This is a genomic window from Salipiger sp. H15 (assembly GCF_040409955.1).
In the GTDB taxonomy this organism is placed as follows: domain Bacteria; phylum Pseudomonadota; class Alphaproteobacteria; order Rhodobacterales; family Rhodobacteraceae; genus Salipiger.
This window is the reverse complement of sequence record NZ_CP123388.1, coordinates 154,962-170,199: the sequence shown is the minus strand read 5'-3', so window position 1 is coordinate 170,199 and position 15,238 is coordinate 154,962. Positions and strand designations below refer to the sequence as shown.

Below are 15,238 nucleotides of genomic sequence, written 5' to 3'. Positions count from 1 at the left end.
GGGCACTTGTTTCAATGGAGGAGGAAACATCATGCGTAAATCCCTGACGCTGCTTGGCACGGTTGCGGCCGGCCTGATGGCGGCCAACGTCGCGAGCGCCCAGGACATCGCCTTTATCCCGAAACTGGTCGGGGTGGGCTTTTTCACCTCGGGCGGCAACGGCGCGATGGCCATGGGCGACGAGCTTGGCGTCAACGTGACCTATGACGGCCCGACCGAACCGAGTGTCTCGGGCCAGGTGCAGTTCGTGAACAACTTCGTCAACCAGGGCTACGGCGCGATCGTGGTCTCGTCGGTGTCGCCCGACGGGCTCTGCCCCGCGCTGAAGCAGGCGATGGCCCGCGACGTTCTGGTGATGACCTGGGACAGCGACGTGAACCCCGAGTGCCGCTCCTACTACATCAACCAGGGCACGCCGGACCAGCTGGGCGGGCTGCTGGTGGACATGGCCAATGACGGCCTCGCCGGCAAGGAAAAGGCCAAGGTCGCCTTCTTCTATTCCTCGCCGACCGTGACCGACCAGAACGCCTGGGCCGAGGCCGCCAAGGCCAAGATCGCCGCCGAGCACCCGGGCTGGGAGATCGTGACCACCCAGTACGGCTACAACGACGCGCAGAAGTCGCTGCAGACCGCCGAGAGCATCCTCGGCGCCTATCCCGACCTCGACGCGATCATCGCGCCCGACGCCAACGCGCTTCCGGCAGCGGCGCAGGCGGCCGAGAACCTCGACCGCGCCGGCAAGGTGACCATCGTCGGCTTCTCGACCCCGAACGTCATGCGCCCCTACGTGAAGCGCGGCACGGTCGAGCGCTTCGGCCTCTGGGACGTGACGCAGCAGGGGGCGATCTCGGTCGCCGTGGCGGCGCATGTGCTGAAGGACGGCCCGCTCAACGTCGGCGACAGCATCGAGGTGCCGGGCATCGGCTCGGTCGAGGTCTCGCCGAACGCGGTGCAGGGTTACGCCTACGAGGCCGAGGGCAACGGCATCATCCTGCTGCCCGAGCGCACTGTCTTCAACGCCGAGAACATCGACAACTACGACTTCTGAGGCCGCTCCGGCCACAGACCACCCGGGGGCGCTTGCGGCGCCCCCGGTCCATGACAGGGAGAACCAAGATGCTGAGCCGCTGGAACGACAAGGAAGCAGAGGCCTTCGCGGCCGGGGCCGAGGCCCGTGGGGAGCCCGCCGCGCTGGGGCTGCGGGTCTATACCTCGCGGCTGATCGGGCAGGACCCGGACCTCGTGCTGCACGGCGGCGGCAACACCTCGGTGAAGATCCCCGCGGCGAACGGCACGGTGATCCACGTCAAGGGCTCGGGCTGGGACCTCGGCGACATCGAGGCGCCGGGCTTGCCTGCCATGCACCTCGCGCCGCTGCTCGCCACGCGCGACGTGCCGCGCATGTCGGATGAGGACATGGTCGCCTTCCTGCGCAGCCATCTCCTCAATCCCGCCGCGCCCAACCCCTCGGTCGAGGCGCTGCTGCACGCCTACATGCCGCATGCCTTCGTCGATCACACCCACGCCACGGCGATCCTCGTGCTGGCCGACCAGGCCGACATGGAGCCGGTGGTGCAAGAGATCTTCGGCGGACGGGTCGGCTGGGTGCCCTACGTGATGCCGGGCTACGATCTCAGCCACGCCTGCAAGGACGCGCTGGCGCGCGATCCCTCGGTCGACGGGCTCTGGCTGGCGCAGCACGGGCTCTTCACCTTCGCCGAGACCGCGCGCGAGAGCTACGAGCTGATGATCGAGTTCGTGACCATGGCCGAGGACTATCTCGAAGCGCGCGGCATCACCGTTCCGGCCCCGGAAGACACCGACCGCGCGGCGCCCGAAGTGCTCTCGCGCAACCTCGCCGAGGCGCTCGCCGCGCGCGGTGTGCTTGGCGAGGACCCGGCGCTCGACTTCCGCTCGACCCCGTCGATCCGCGCCTACCTCGGGCGCGACGACCTTCCGGAGCTTGCCCGGCGCGGCACGGTGACCCCCGACCACGTGATCCGGCTCAAGCCCTTCGGCATGCTGCTGGAAAGCGGTGCCGGTCGCGAGCAGATCGACGCCGCCCTTGACCGCTTCGCCGCCGAGTACCGCGCCTATTTCGAGCGCAACGCGCCCCACGCGGGGGAAGAGAAGATCATGCTCGACCCCTTGCCGCGCGTCATCCTCGTGCCGGGCGAGGGCATCTTCGGCGTCGGCGCGACCGTGAACGCCGCCCGCATCGCGGGAGACCTCTTCGAGCAGACCTGCCGCGTGGTGAACGCAGCCGAGGCCTACCGCCGCTTCACCCCGATCTCCGAGCGCGACCTGTTCGACATGGAGTACTGGTCGCTGGAACAGGCGAAGCTGAAGAAACAGTGAGGGATCGTTTCGCGGGCCGAAGTGCGGCCCGCGGGCACTTTCGGGATGGCATGTAATCGGACGAAGCAGGTCAAATCGCGAATTTTTCTAAAAAATTTGGCGAGATTTTCGGCTAGAATCTCGAAATATCAAATGGGAGTTTTTGCTTTTACATAATCTGGATTACGCGAGGCCACTAGCGCTCACACACACGAGTACATTCCGCCCGGTTCCGTCGCTCTGGCAAAACCTGACGTGATGGAGTAGTTCGGCCCTTCCCGCCCTGAGGCAGGGTCGATGTGATGTTCTGTTATGGGTCAACACGCCATGCGCGGCATCGGGCACCGGATCGCATTCTACAACAACCGCTGCCCTCATCCGCCGCATCCCATGCGCACTCCTGCCGAGGCATTTCGAATGTCGGCTTAACCCCAGCAGAGCCCGCTGGGACAAAACAATTCCTTTCGATTGCGGGTGCGCCGTTCCGCATCGAGAATTGGAACCGCGTCCACAACGCGCAGATGCCGCATTCGGCACTCGGGAACTTGACGTCGAGTGCCTTTGCCACCCTATTGAAACCAGCCCGGAAGCTCGCAAAGGTTTTGGACCAAACAACCAGCCATGTGCTGCCGAGCTTGCATCAACATTCGACCCGGACCGCTCGCGGGCATAGATCACGCTGGCGTAACTCGCCGATGCGGTACGACGGGCAAGAAGGCTCCGCGATCCTTGGCAAAGCTGGAGTGGCAAGATGGGTCTTCGTGCAGTCCATCTTTGGCCTTGACGCCAAACACCGCGAAGAAAAAAACCGCTATGTAACTCAGTTCAACCAATCATCGATGTTAACCGTCTGATCTGAAAACTGGAGAATTTCAATATTCGTGAATTGATCGTATCCGTCAGTTTTCGCCCCGCCAGAATGAATTATCTGATAACCATCACTCAGGTTACTAAGCTCATATTCCGATCGATTTCCGCTGAAGACCAGCGTGTCGATGCCGTTTCCACCATCTATGACGTCTGCTCCCGGGCCGCCGATGATGGTGTCCTGTCCGTCTCCACCGTCCAGATCGTCGTTTCCGTTCCCGCCATCCAGGCGATCATTACCATCCCGCCCTTCCATGTGGTCGTCACCCGCATAGCCGAACAGACGGTCATCTCCCGACCCATAGGCATAGATCCAGTCGTTCTGCATCGAACCCTTGAGAACGCTCTGCCCAGAATACGATGAGAACATGTAGACGCCCGCTTCGGTGACGCCGCGAGCGTCAAAGTTGCGGATGGTCTCTGCATTCCCGATGATCGGGATGATCGTACCTATACTATCGTTGTCTTCGACCGTGATCTCGCCACCAATCTGGGTGATATCGATCCGGGAGTAAGACGACGACCTTGCCGCGGCGCCGGAGATAAACAGGGTGTAGCCCGTTACCGACGCGGCCAAATTTGAAGGAATGGATGAGATTTCAACAGTTTGATCGAGGAACTGCAAGAACTCGATATTGGCAAACGTATCCTGCCCGTCTTTTCCTGTTCCGCCGATGTGGCTGATTTCGTAGCGCCCATCCACTGTTTGAATAGAGTACTCCGATCGATTTCCGCTGAAGACCAGCGTGTCGATGCCGTTTCCACCATCTATGACGTCTGCTCCCGGGCCGCCGATGATGGTGTCCTGTCCGTCTCCACCGTCCAGATCGTCGTTTCCGTTCCCGCCATCCAGGCGGTCATTTCCATCCCGCCCTTCCATGTGGTCGTCACCCGCATAGCCGAACAGACGGTCATCTCCCGACCCATAGGCATAGATCCAGTCGTTCTGCATCGAACCCTTGAGAACGCTCTGCCCAGAATACGATGAGAACATGTAGACGCCCGCTTCGGTGACGCCGCGAGCGTCAAAGTTGCGGATGGTCTCTGCATTCCCGATGATCGGGATGATCGTACCTATACTATCGTTGTCTTCGACCGTGATCTCGCCACCAATCTGGGTGATATCGATCCGGGAGTAAGACGACGACCTTGCCGCGGCGCCGGAGATAAACAGGGTGTAGCCCGTTACCGACGCGGCCAAATTTGAAGGAATGGATGAGATTTCAACAGTTTGATCGAGGAACTGCAAGAACTCGATATTGGCAAACGTATCCTGCCCGTCTTTTCCTGTTCCGCCGATGTGGCTGATTTCGTAGCGCCCATCCACTGTTTGAATAGAGTACTCCGATCGATTTCCGCTGAAGACCAGCGTGTCGATGCCGTTTCCACCATCTATGACGTCTGCTCCCGGGCCGCCGATGATGGTGTCCTGTCCGTCTCCACCGTCCAGATCGTCGTTTCCGTTCCCGCCATCCAGGCGGTCATTTCCATCCCGCCCTTCCATGTGGTCGTCACCCGCATAGCCGAACAGACGGTCATCTCCCGACCCATAGGCATAGATCCAGTCGTTCTGCATCGAACCCTTGAGAACGCTCTGACCAGAATACGATGAGAACATGTAGACGCCCGCTTCGGTGACGCCGCGAGCGTCAAAGTTGCGGATGGTCTCTGAATTCCCGATGATCGGGATGATCGTACCTATACTATCGTTGTCTTCGACCGAGATATCAGCACCAATCTGGGTGATATCGATCCGGGAGTAAGACGACGACCTTGCCGCGGCGCCGGAAACAAACAAGGTGTAGCTACTTACTCGTGCCGATAACATACTCACTCCACTCAACTTTATCGACGATACGTTCCTTGCTGTATCGCATTAATTGTGCAGGAGTTGAAGTGTGCAAGTTCAGAGACAATACAAAGACAACAAAAAATTTCTTGACTTTCTTTTCTGGACGACCCGCGTGTCACTGACTTCTAGTGCCACAAGATGACCCTCTAGGTTTGCGGACTTGTCTAACCAGACCTTTGACGTATCGCGAATCATTCTTCAGCCAGTTGGAGGAAAGCGTTTTCCAAGATTTCTATGATCAGATATTCCCGCGCTCCTAAGGCTCCAGACTTCGGTAACGGGGGCGTCCCAGTCAAGGGTTTTCGCGCACGTCGAATGCCCCGCCCAACCGCGGTTTTGTGCTTAGAGCCGTTGATCGGTTTCCCTGTTCGGCGGCCTTCTTTTGAGATCGACCCGGGTGCATGCTTCGGTCCGTGGTCGGAGCGGTGGCTGCCAACATGATGCTGGTTCAATGCAATTCCGGTGTGCCCATCTCGTTGGCGTGCTCGATATGGTCGGCGTCAGTCCTGAGCACGGCATCACTGGAACCGCGTCCCGTGGTGACCTCGAAGGCTCGCGATCAGGCGGGCAGCAGTCTGTAACCTGTGTCGTCAACCGGCATGAAGCACCGGCTTGTCAAAACGGAAGTCGGTGTCATCTCTCCACATCCGATGAAGGATCACGGCGATACGTCGGGCCAGCGCAACCATTGCGCGCTTGGCGCCGCGGCGGCGCGCGAGCTTCGCCGCCCAAGTTCGCAGCCATGTTGCCCGTCCGCGATGCATCATGACGGTGGCAGCCTGGCACAGCGCGTGGCGCAGGTTGACGTCGCCCGCCTTGGTGATACCGCCTGAGATGTCGCGCTCGCCAGACTGGTTGCGAGACGGCGTCAAACCGACCCACGGCCCAACTTTCTTCGAGGATGTGAAGCGACCGGGATCATCCACTGCAGATCGGTAGGTCAATGCCACGACCGCCCCAATCCCAGGCATCGACATGAGGCGCAGACAGACCGGGTCGTCATGGGCAAGTTGGCGGACATGGCGTTCATGGCTTGCCAGTTCTCGCCGCAGCGCTGCCCGCGCGTGAAGCATAGGTTCGGTTGCCGCCACCAACATTGGATTTCCTACCGCCAGTTCGCGGATCCGCTGTTCGAACCGGCCACGGGATACAGTGCCAACTTTAAGGCCAAAGTTGCGCAATAGCCCGCGAAGGACATTTCAAGCGTGATGAACCCCTTTTTGTACAGCCTTGCGAGCGGTGAGCACAGCGCGAACCTCCTGTGCGGAAACTGATTTACAGTGAACCGGTCGGAACCAGCCGAGGTGCAGAAGGCGGGCGATACCTTCGGCATCTAGGCGGTCCGTCTTGATCGGCATGGCCTTCAAGGCGCCTTTCACCTGCCGGGTTTCCATCAGCACCACAGGTTGTCCAGCCAAGGACAACCCGCGATGCAGCCATTGCGACAGCGGGCCAGCTTCGAGCCCGATGGCCACAACTTCCCCGTCCTGATCGCAGATCCAGCGTAACAGCGCCTCGGGCTCGCTGGCCATCTGCGCCTCCTCCAAGATCTTCCCGTGTTCGCTGATCAAGCAAATCGCGGTCTTCTCAAGCGACACATCCAGTCCAATAAACAGCTTCATCCCGTAGTCCTCCATGTGGATCCGATACGGGAATGGCGCCAGCTTGCCCTCGATCTTGCAACGGTAACGGGCAGGTCGCGACGCAGGCCCCTTTACGGCATCTCATTGGCAGTAGATGACAATAGCCGTGAGAGCTATGACGGACAGTGAGACATTCGGTCATTGGTCGTATCGAGTGGCAACGCGTCGCCAGTCCTTGCATCTGCCAAAAATGATCTCGATCCGGTTGCGCCGATTGTTCATACTTCGACGGCGTCTTGCGCTGTTTCCTCCCGGGGAAGCACTCCCATATCCCTTGTCTTTCAAAGTTTCCCCGGACCAGTCGGCGGCATAGCCGCGCTCCCCGGGCAGGCGATCGACATCCGACAGACTGTCGCAAAGTGCCGGTGCACCGACATAGCCCCTCAACCTCGGCTGCAGACCGCGGGTACGACAGCGCGGACTTCGTCGCCGAGTTGCGCCCGATGGTGGTCACGCCGCATGTCGCGCAGAAATCCCTGTTCACCGCCATCGAAGGCAGAACCACCCGGCGCCCCGGCGACGCCAAGTCACAGCGGCGTCGGAAGAAAATCGAAGCACCTTTCGGCTGGGTCAAGACCATCGGAGGCATGAGGCAGATCCGGTAGCGCGGCATCGAGCGCGTGCGCGCCCGCTTTACCCTCGCGACGGCGGCCTGCAATTTGGCGAGGCTGCCGAAACTGCTCGCCACCTGATGAAACAGCGGCCTTCCCCCGCATAGAGCCGGTCAAACTCGGCATCCAGTCAGTGCAGTGCAGGGCTCACAACGGCCCTTTTCTCCGAAATGGGCCTTGCGCCGGAATGCGGTCTGCTCATCAGCGAACCTGTTCTCCCGCACCTGGACACTTGGCAGCTGCAAGGTTCATGTCCGAAATTTCGCAATCGTTTGGGGTAGGTCTCAATATTGGAATCCCGACGCCCATCAGATTACGGAGTTGGCCAAGGGAAATGGTCCGCCCCGCGCTCAGCCCCGCTCGCTTCGCAGTGCGGACAGTGCCGCGTCGCGCAGGCCCACCGCATCCATGCCCGAGCGCAGCATGTCGACCCGTGCCTGCTGCGGCGCCGGCGTGCGGGTGCCGCCGGGCGTGGCGTGCAGCCCGGTCGAGAAATCCATACCGGAGCCCGGCAGGGTATCTATTTCCAGCCGCGCCTCGAGGAGGCGGATATATCGGATCAACTCCTCCTTGCTGCTTTTCTCCGAAATGACCGGAATATTGTTGATGGTCTGGTGTTGCATGACACGTCCCTACTCGTACACCGGCAGAGATCGACAAAATTTGTCCAAGGTCAATCGGATGGGTCTCAGGAGACGGGCATTCCGCCACGGAAGATATCCTTTTGGGGCGGCTCTTATCCAGAAATGCTCCCCCGTCTCGGTTCTCGAAATCCGCACAAAAATTCACAATTGATGGCAAGGTGCGCAGCAAACAAACAGCGTGCCGAATGCCTTGTAGATTTCGCCCAAACTCCCGGAAACCAATATCTCACGGCAGGTTCTCGCTGAAATAGATATCCAGCTTCAACGGCCGCTGCACCGGCACGGGGTCGGACAGGCAGGCAATGGCGCGCGAGATCAGCATGTCCGGGTCCTGGTCGAAGATCGCGTCCATGGTCCCCTCGAGCACCGCGCGGCGCGTGTCCGGCGTCAGACCGTGGCCGATGAAGATCACCTCCTGCCGGTCCTGCTCGCGCAACGCCCGGGTGATCCCGCCCGAGGAGCCGCCGACGTTGTAGATGCCGACGAGGTCCGGCACCTGCTCGAGCAGCGCCAGCGTGTGTCGGTAGTTCTCGGCGGCGTCGTCGTGGCCCTCGCGCATCCCGACGATGCGCAGCTGCGGGAAAAGCTCCTCCTGGATGCTGAGGAACCCGGCCTCGCGCTCAGAGTGGGCGCGGTAGTGGCGCGAGCCCGCGACCAGCGCCACCGCCCCTTCCCTGCCGCCCGAAAGCCGGCCGATCAGCAGCCCGGCGGTGCGCCCCACGGCGCGGTTGTCGAGCCCCACGTGCGGGATGCCCGGCACGCTGCCGAGGTCCGAGACGATCGACACCAGCCGCGTGCCACCTGCCACCACCTCGGCCGCCGCCTCGCGCACCACCGGGTGCTCGATGGCGAAGAAGGCGATGCCGTCAGCCCAGCCGGCGTTGCGCCGCAGCGCCTCGGCCAGCGCCTGCGCGCTGAAGCTCTCGATGAAGTAGCAGCGCAGCACCGGCCCCGCCTGCCCTGCGCTGTCGAGCCGCGCGCGCAGCCGGTCGCCGAGCAGCCGTAGGTAGGGGTTAGACCCCGCGGGCAGCAGCACGACGATGTTGAGCGGCCGCTCGACCCCCAGCAGCGCCTCCTCGCGCTCGCTGAGGAAGCCAAGCTCGCGCGCCGCCTCCAGCACGCGCTGGCGGGTGCGCTCCTTCACCCCCTTGCGCCGGTTCAGCACCCGGTCGACCGTGGCCAGCGACACCCCGGCCCGTGCCGCCACGTCGGCCTGCTGCGGCCTGTCCACCGCCGGACTTTCCACGTCCTTTCCCATCAGGACACCTCAAAACCCATCATCTTATTTGCTTTGACGAATGCTGATCCGAAACAGTAGCTTTCGTCAATACCCTCGTAAAAGCAGAGATGGCGCGGGAGGCACCGCGCAAGACACCTCAGAACGCATCAAATTTCTAGGGAGGAGACCCGATGCAACGACCCAATGGCCTCACGCGCCGCACCCTGCTGCTCACCGGCGCGGGCGCGCTCGCCGCGCCCTTCATTGCGCGCCCGGCCTTCGCCGCCACCACCCTGCGCTACGGCCACAACAACGAGGTCGCCTCGGTCGCCGGTGCGCAGGCCGACTGGTTCGCCGAGGCACTCGGCCAGACCTCCGGCGGCGAGATCGCCGTGCAGGTCTTCCCGAACAGCCAGCTGGGCAAGCTGCAGGAACTGGCCGAGGCGGTCTCGCTCGGCACCATCGCCTTCTCGCACAACACCGCCGGCGCGCTCGGCTCGCTCTACCAGCCCTTCGCCGCGCTCGACACGCCGTACCTCTACCGCGACGTCGACCACCTGATGAAGGTGACCGACGTGGAAGGCCCGGTGATGCAGGAGCTGAACGAGGGCCTGATCGCCGCCGCCAACGTGCGCGTCATCTACGCGCATTACTTCGGCCGCCGGAACCTGACCTGCAACAAGGCCATCATGTCCCCGGCAGACCTCGCCGGCGTGAAGATCCGCGCCGTGCCCTTCCCGATCTACACCACCGCCGTCGAGGGCATGGGCGCCGTCGCCGTGCCGGTCGACTGGTCCGAGGTGCCGACCGCGCTCGCCACCGGCGTCGTGCAGGGGCAGGAAAACCCGGTCAACGTGGTGCTCAACGTCAAGCTCTACGAGGTGCAGTCGCACCTCATGCTGACGGGGCACATGTCGAACGCCGAGGTCGTCGTGATGAACGAGGACACCTGGCAGGGCATGTCCGGCGCCGAGCAGGACGCGGTTCGCGAGGCCGCGCTGCAGACCCGCGAAAAGGCCACCAAGGCGATCCTCGACAACGAGGAAGCCGAGACCCAGAAGCTGCGCGATCTCGGCATGACCGTGATCGGCGAGGCCGACGGGCTCGACCTCGAGGCCTTCCGCGCCTCGGTCTCCAAGCTGGTCGAAGAACGCTTCGGCGGCGAATACGGCGATCTCTACGCCAAGATCGCGGCGGTCGCCTGATGCCGGGCACGTCCCCGAACGCAACCCCGGGCCGCGCGATCCTCGCGCGGCTCACCGATGCGGGCATCTGGCTCGGCATGGCGCTCTTGGCGCTGATGGCCGTTCTGGTGGTGCTGCAGGTGGCGGCGCGCAACTTCATGGACCTCGGCCTGCCCTGGGCCGACGAGCTGGCGCGCTTTGCCTGCATCGGCCTCGTCTTCGTCACCGTCCCGGCGCTGGCCGGGCGGCAGGTGATGGTCGCGGTGACCATGCTGCCCGACATGGCGCCGCCGAAGCTGCGCGCGCTGATGATCCTGCTCGCCGACCTCGCCACGCTCGCCTTCGCGGCGCTGATGCTCTGGAGCTTCGCCGAGTTCCTGCCGCGCGCCGGCAAGTTCCTGACCCCCGCGCTGCGCGTGCCGAACTGGGTCTACTACAGCCTCGCGCTCACCGGCAGCCTCTTCCTCTGCGCCGTCGCGCTGCACCGTGTCTACGGCGCCCTGCGCCGCCGCGACCCCTCCGCCGCCTTCCACGACTACCGCGACGAGACCGGACAACCCACATGAGCCTGATTCTCCTGAGCCTTTTCGCCGTGCTGCTTGCACTCGGCGCGCCGATCGCCGTGTGCCTTGGCCTCTCCGCCGCCGTGGTCATTGTGCTGGAGGGCCTGCCGGTCTCGGTGCTGGCGCAGCGCAGCCTCAACGCGCTCGACAGCTCTCCGCTGCTGGCCGTGCCGCTCTTCATCTTCGCCGCCGCGCTGCTGAATGCCACGGGCGTCACGACCCACCTCTTCGACCTCGTGCGGATGCTTTTCGGCCGCATCCGCGGCGCCGTGGCGCAGGTGAGCGTCTTTGTCTCGCTGATCTTCTCGGGCGTCTCTGGCGCGGCGCTGGCCGACATCGGCGCGCTCGGCGCGATCCAGATCAACCAGATGACCGCGCAGGGCTACCGCAAGGATTTCGCTGCCGGTCTCACCGTCGCAGCCGCCACCATCGGCCCGATCTTCCCGCCCTCAATCCCGATCATCATCTACGCCTCGGTCGCCAACGTCTCGGCGGTGAAGCTGCTGCTGGCGGGGATCATCCCGGCGCTGCTGCTGACCGCGTTGCTCATGGCGCAGGTGGCGGTCATCGCCCGGGTCAAGGGCCTGCCCCGCGACGAGGTCAGCGCGAAACCGCGCGAGATCGCGCAGAAGGCGGTCATCTCCTTCCCCGCGCTGATGGCCCCGGTGCTGCTGATCGGCGGGCTGATGAGCGGCTATTTCGGCCCCACCGAGGTCGCCGGGGTCACCGTCGCCTACGCGCTCTTCATCGGCTTCGCCATCTACCGCAGCCTCACCGGCCGCGCGGTGATCGGCGCCCTGCGCGAGACCGTCGAGGCCACCGCCAACATCCTCTTCGTCGTCGCCACCGCCGCGCTCTTTGCCTGGGTGCTGACGCTCGACCAGGTGCCGATGAAGGTCTCGGCGCTGCTGCTCGGCGTGTCGGACAACCCGCTGGTGCTGCTGCTGCTCGTGAACATCCTGCTGCTGATCGTCGGCATGGCGCTGGAAAGCATCGCGGCGATCCTGATCATCGCGCCGATCGTGGCGCCCGCGCTCACCGCCGCCGGGGTCGATCCGCTGCAGCTCGGCATCGTCTTCGTGCTGAACCTGATGATCGGCCTGCTGACCCCGCCCGTGGGCATGAGCCTCTACATGATCTCGATCATCGCGCGCATGCCGATCACCCAGGTGATCGTCGGGGTGATGCCCTTCTTCATCCCGCTGCTTCTTTCCCTGCTCGTGGTCTCCGCCGTGCCGGCGCTGTCCACGTGGCTTCCCGAATTCCTGATGAACTGAGGTTCCCCATGAGCACCCTTCTTGGCCCCATCCGCCAGCTCGGCTACGTCGTCGACGACATCGAGGCGGGCATGAAATACTGGTCCGAGACCATGGGCGTCGGCCCCTGGTTCTACAATCCGCAGGTGCCGATCGAGGATTACCAGTACGACGGCCAGAGCTACCAGCCGCACAACTCCGTCGCGCTGGCCAACTCCGGCGCCATGCAGGTCGAGCTGATCCAGACCCGCAACGACGTGCCCTCGATGTACCGCGACTACATGCAGAAGGGCCTGCGCGGGCTGCAGCACGTGGCCTTCTGGACCAAGGATTACGACGCCGATCTGCAGATGATGCTGGACAAGGGCTTCACGCTGAAGATGTCGGGCTGCGTCGGCAAGAACGGCCGCTTCGCCTATTTCGCCGAGGAGCACCACCCGGGCACCTGCATCGAGCTGTCCGAGGTTCTCGGGCCCAAGGGCACCATGTTCGACATGATCCGCGAGGCCTCCGAGGGCTGGGACGGGTCGGACCCCGTGCGCCCCTTCCCGGACCTCTCGAAGCTCTGAGACCGGCCATGGACAGGATCATCGCCGACTACCTGCTGGAGTCCCCCTACCCGCTCGCCGAGGTGGCGGCGATGATGGCGGGCGAGCAGAGCTCGGGCACCTTCGTGCGCGTCGCCGGGGAGACCGACGAGCTGCGCGCCCGCGCCGCCGCCGAGGTGCTCTCGATCGAGGAACTGGAGAGCGTGGAAGCCCCCACGCTCCACTCCGCCTATGTCGCCCGCAAGCTGCCCACGGGCCCCTATCGCCGGGCTCGGGTACGCATCGCCTACCCCGCCGCCAACATCGGGCGGAACCTGCCGACGCTGGCGGCGACGGTCTCGGGCAACCTCTACGACATCGGCGAGATCACCGGGCTGAAGCTGCTGTCGCTGGAGTTCCCGGCTGCGTACCGGGCGCGTTTCCACCTGCCCGCGCAGGGTATCGCGGGCACCCGCGACAGCCTCGGCGTCCACGGCACGCCGGTCTTCGGCACGATCATCAAGCCCAACGTCGGCATGCGCCCCGAGGAGATCGCGGCGCTGGTGGACCAGCTCTGCGCCGCCGGGGTGGACTTTATCAAGGATGACGAGGTCTGCGCCGACCCCGACATCGCCCCGCTCGCGCTGCGCGTGCCCGCCGTCATGGCGGTGATCCGCAAGTGGCAGGACAAGACCGGGCGCAAGGTGATGATGGCCTTCAACATCACCGACGAGACCGACGCCATGCGCCGCCATTCCGACCTCGTCGCCGAGGAAGGCGGCTCCTGCGTCATGGCCAGCCTCAACTGGTGCGGCCTCTCGGGCATGGAGAGCCTGCGCGCCCACACGCCGCTCGCCATCCACGCGCACCGCAACGGCTTCGGCGCGATGAGCCGTCACCCGCTGCTCGGCATGGGCTTCCAGGCCTATCACGCGCTCTACCGGCTTGCCGGGATCGACCACATGCATGTCCATGGCATCGGCGGCAAGTTCGTCGACACCGCCGAGGAGGTGACCGAGGCCGCGCGCGCCTGCCTCGCGCCGCTCTGCGACGGCGGCCCAGACGACCGGGTCATGCCTGCCTTCTCTTCCGGTCAATGGGCCGGGACGCTGCCGCAGACGCTCGAGGCGGCGCAGTCGCCCGACCTCATGTTCATGTGCGGCGGCGGCATCCTCGCCCATCCGCAGGGACCGGCAGCGGGCGTCGCCTCGCTGCGCGAGGCCTACGAGGTGCTGCAGGAGGGCCGTTCGCTTGCCGAGGGCGCGGCCACCCGTCCGGCTCTGGCCGCCGCGCTCGACTTCTTCGGAAAGCGCTGACATGGGGGCGCGGATCGTCTTCGTCGGCGACGATTTCACCGGCGCTTCGGACAGCCTCGCCACCTATGCCAGCGCCGGGCTGCGCGCGCGCATGGTGGTGGGAGGCGGCGCGGAGGGCGGCCTCGACGTGCTCGGCCTGCCCACCGACCTGCGTTCGCTGCCGCCCGGGCGGGCGCGGGCCGACATCGCCGCGCTCTGGCCGCGCATCGCCGCCGAGGCGCCGGAGGTGCTGCACCTCAAGGTCTGCTCGACCTTCGATTCCGCGCCCGATGTGGGCTCGATCGGCGCCGTGGCGCAGGAGCTGATCGCCCGCTTCGCCCCCGACGTGGTGGCGGTGATCGGTGGCCAGCCCAGCCTCGGGCGCCACTGCGTCTTCGGAACGCTCTTCGCCCGCGGCCCCGACGGCGCGACGCACCGCATCGACCGCCACCCGGTGATGAGCCGCCACCCGGTCACCCCGATGCACGAGGCCGACCTGCGCCTGCACCTTGCCGCGCAGGGGCTGACGGGTCTGGCGCTGGTCGGCTTCCCCGACCTCGCCGACCCGCAGGCGGTAGCAGAGACGCTGCGCGCCGGCCCCGCGCTGGTCGACGTCACCCGGCCCGAGGATTTGCCACTGATCGCCGAGGCGCTGCGCCTCGCGGGAGGACGGCAGCTGCTCATCGGCGCAAGCTCGGTGGCCGAGATCCTCGGGCAGGGCGCCGCGCAGGGAGAGCCCGAGCCCGCCTGCCCCGCCCCGGCGTCGGACAACCTGCTGCTCTTTGCCGGCAGCCGCTCCTCCACCACCGCCGCGCAGGTCGCGGCGGCAAATCGCTACACCTCTCTCGCCCTCACCCCCGACGCACTGCGGACGGGAAGCCTGATCGAGCCCGCCGCCGAGCTGCTGCGCTCCGGCACGCCGACGCTGGTGCACCTGCTGCCCGACGCCGACTACGCGCTGGCCCCCGACGCGCTGGCCGACCGCTGCGCGGATTACGTCGCCGCCGTGCTCGACCGGGCCGAGGTCGGCCACCTCGGGCTTGCGGGGGGTGACACGTCGAGCCGGATCTGCGTCCGGCTCGGCTTCGACACGTTGGCCTTCGAGCGCAGGCTCGGCCCCGGCATCTGCATCTGCACCGCCCGCCACCCCGATCCGCGCCGCGACCGGATGCGGGTGATGCTGAAGGGCGGGCAGATGGGCGCGCCGGATCTCTTCGACCGCTTCGCCGAGGTCTAGGAC

The 15,238-nt window shown here is 64.8% G+C and carries 11 protein-coding genes and 3 pseudogenes; 9 read left to right on the top strand and 5 right to left on the bottom strand.

Translation table 11 applies throughout. From position 1 onward, the window contains the following. The first annotated feature begins 31 nt into the window (after positions 1-31). Both lsrB and PVT71_RS26980 read left to right on the top strand, forming a co-directional pair. On the top strand, positions 32-1,048 hold the full coding sequence (lsrB, locus tag PVT71_RS26985) for an autoinducer 2 ABC transporter substrate-binding protein LsrB (RefSeq protein ID WP_353476319.1): 1,017 nt from the start codon (positions 32-34) through the stop codon (positions 1,046-1,048). A gap of 68 nt (positions 1,049-1,116) precedes the next feature. Beyond that, the gene (locus PVT71_RS26980) at positions 1,117-2,358 is read left to right on the top strand and encodes a class II aldolase/adducin family protein (protein ID WP_353476318.1); all 1,242 of its coding nucleotides are present in this window, start codon (positions 1,117-1,119) and stop codon (positions 2,356-2,358) included. 799 nt (positions 2,359-3,157) lie between these two features. Here the strand turns inward: PVT71_RS26980 and PVT71_RS26975 are convergent. The 3 genes and pseudogenes from PVT71_RS26975 to PVT71_RS26965 form a co-directional block, all read right to left on the bottom strand. Further along, positions 3,158-5,002: a hypothetical protein gene (locus PVT71_RS26975; protein WP_353476317.1), complete on the bottom strand. Its 1,845-nt coding sequence runs from the start codon at positions 5,000-5,002 to the stop codon at positions 3,158-3,160. 644 nt (positions 5,003-5,646) lie between these two features. Then, positions 5,647-6,678 (bottom strand): annotated as a pseudogene (locus PVT71_RS26970) (IS110 family transposase). 159 nt (positions 6,679-6,837) lie between these two features. Then, positions 6,838-7,089 (bottom strand): annotated as a pseudogene (locus PVT71_RS26965) (IS5/IS1182 family transposase); the annotation flags it as partial. A gap of 5 nt (positions 7,090-7,094) precedes the next feature. Between PVT71_RS26965 and PVT71_RS26960 the strand changes: the two are divergent. Continuing rightward, positions 7,095-7,391 (top strand): annotated as a pseudogene (locus tag PVT71_RS26960) (transposase); the annotation flags it as partial. Positions 7,392-7,660: 269 nt separating this feature from the next. Here PVT71_RS26960 and PVT71_RS26955 read toward each other — a convergent pair. Then, complete coding sequence (locus tag PVT71_RS26955) at positions 7,661-7,933, bottom strand: hypothetical protein (RefSeq protein ID WP_353476316.1); 273 nt, start codon at positions 7,931-7,933, stop codon at positions 7,661-7,663. Between the two features lie 247 nt (positions 7,934-8,180). After that, positions 8,181-9,212 carry a LacI family DNA-binding transcriptional regulator gene (locus PVT71_RS26950; protein ID WP_353476315.1) on the bottom strand — a complete coding sequence of 344 codons (1,032 nt, stop codon included), beginning with the start codon at positions 9,210-9,212 and terminating at the stop codon, positions 8,181-8,183. 152 nt (positions 9,213-9,364) lie between these two features. Between PVT71_RS26950 and PVT71_RS26945 the strand changes: the two genes are divergently transcribed. From PVT71_RS26945 to PVT71_RS26920, 6 genes are read left to right on the top strand one after another with little or no spacing between them, the layout of a single operon-like run. After that, positions 9,365-10,378 carry a TRAP transporter substrate-binding protein gene (locus tag PVT71_RS26945; RefSeq protein WP_353476314.1) on the top strand — a complete coding sequence of 338 codons (1,014 nt, stop codon included), beginning with the start codon at positions 9,365-9,367 and terminating at the stop codon, positions 10,376-10,378. Further along, positions 10,378-10,923: a TRAP transporter small permease gene (locus PVT71_RS26940; RefSeq protein ID WP_353476313.1), complete on the top strand. Its 546-nt coding sequence runs from the start codon at positions 10,378-10,380 to the stop codon at positions 10,921-10,923. The genes PVT71_RS26945 and PVT71_RS26940 overlap by 1 nt, the downstream gene beginning before the upstream one ends. Then, a complete protein-coding gene (locus tag PVT71_RS26935; RefSeq protein WP_353476312.1) occupies positions 10,920-12,197 on the top strand; it encodes a TRAP transporter large permease in 1,278 nt (425 codons plus the stop codon). The genes PVT71_RS26940 and PVT71_RS26935 overlap by 4 nt, the downstream gene beginning before the upstream one ends. 8 nt (positions 12,198-12,205) lie before the next feature. Beyond that, the gene (locus tag PVT71_RS26930; RefSeq protein ID WP_353476311.1) at positions 12,206-12,745 is read left to right on the top strand and encodes a VOC family protein; all 540 of its coding nucleotides are present in this window, start codon (positions 12,206-12,208) and stop codon (positions 12,743-12,745) included. Between the two features lie 8 nt (positions 12,746-12,753). Continuing rightward, positions 12,754-14,019, top strand: a complete 1,266-nt coding sequence (locus PVT71_RS26925; protein ID WP_353476310.1) for a ribulose-bisphosphate carboxylase large subunit family protein — start codon at positions 12,754-12,756, stop codon at positions 14,017-14,019. A gap of 1 nt (position 14,020) precedes the next feature. Continuing rightward, a complete protein-coding gene (locus PVT71_RS26920) occupies positions 14,021-15,235 on the top strand; it encodes a four-carbon acid sugar kinase family protein (protein WP_353476309.1) in 1,215 nt (404 codons plus the stop codon). Positions 15,236-15,238 lie beyond the last annotated feature (3 nt).

Coding starts and splice junctions, on each gene's coding strand:
- PVT71_RS26940 (WP_353476313.1), top strand. CDS start 10,378: ATGCCGGGCACGTCCCCGAACGCAACCCCGGGCCGCGCGATCCTCGCG.
- PVT71_RS26980 (WP_353476318.1), top strand. CDS start 1,117: ATGCTGAGCCGCTGGAACGACAAGGAAGCAGAGGCCTTCGCGGCCGGG.
- PVT71_RS26945 (WP_353476314.1), top strand. CDS start 9,365: ATGCAACGACCCAATGGCCTCACGCGCCGCACCCTGCTGCTCACCGGC.
- PVT71_RS26920 (WP_353476309.1), top strand. CDS start 14,021: ATGGGGGCGCGGATCGTCTTCGTCGGCGACGATTTCACCGGCGCTTCG.
- PVT71_RS26935 (WP_353476312.1), top strand. CDS start 10,920: ATGAGCCTGATTCTCCTGAGCCTTTTCGCCGTGCTGCTTGCACTCGGC.
- PVT71_RS26955 (WP_353476316.1), bottom strand. CDS start 7,933: ATGCAACACCAGACCATCAACAATATTCCGGTCATTTCGGAGAAAAGC.
- PVT71_RS26925 (WP_353476310.1), top strand. CDS start 12,754: ATGGACAGGATCATCGCCGACTACCTGCTGGAGTCCCCCTACCCGCTC.
- PVT71_RS26950 (WP_353476315.1), bottom strand. CDS start 9,212: ATGGGAAAGGACGTGGAAAGTCCGGCGGTGGACAGGCCGCAGCAGGCC.
- PVT71_RS26930 (WP_353476311.1), top strand. CDS start 12,206: ATGAGCACCCTTCTTGGCCCCATCCGCCAGCTCGGCTACGTCGTCGAC.
- lsrB (WP_353476319.1), top strand. CDS start 32: ATGCGTAAATCCCTGACGCTGCTTGGCACGGTTGCGGCCGGCCTGATG.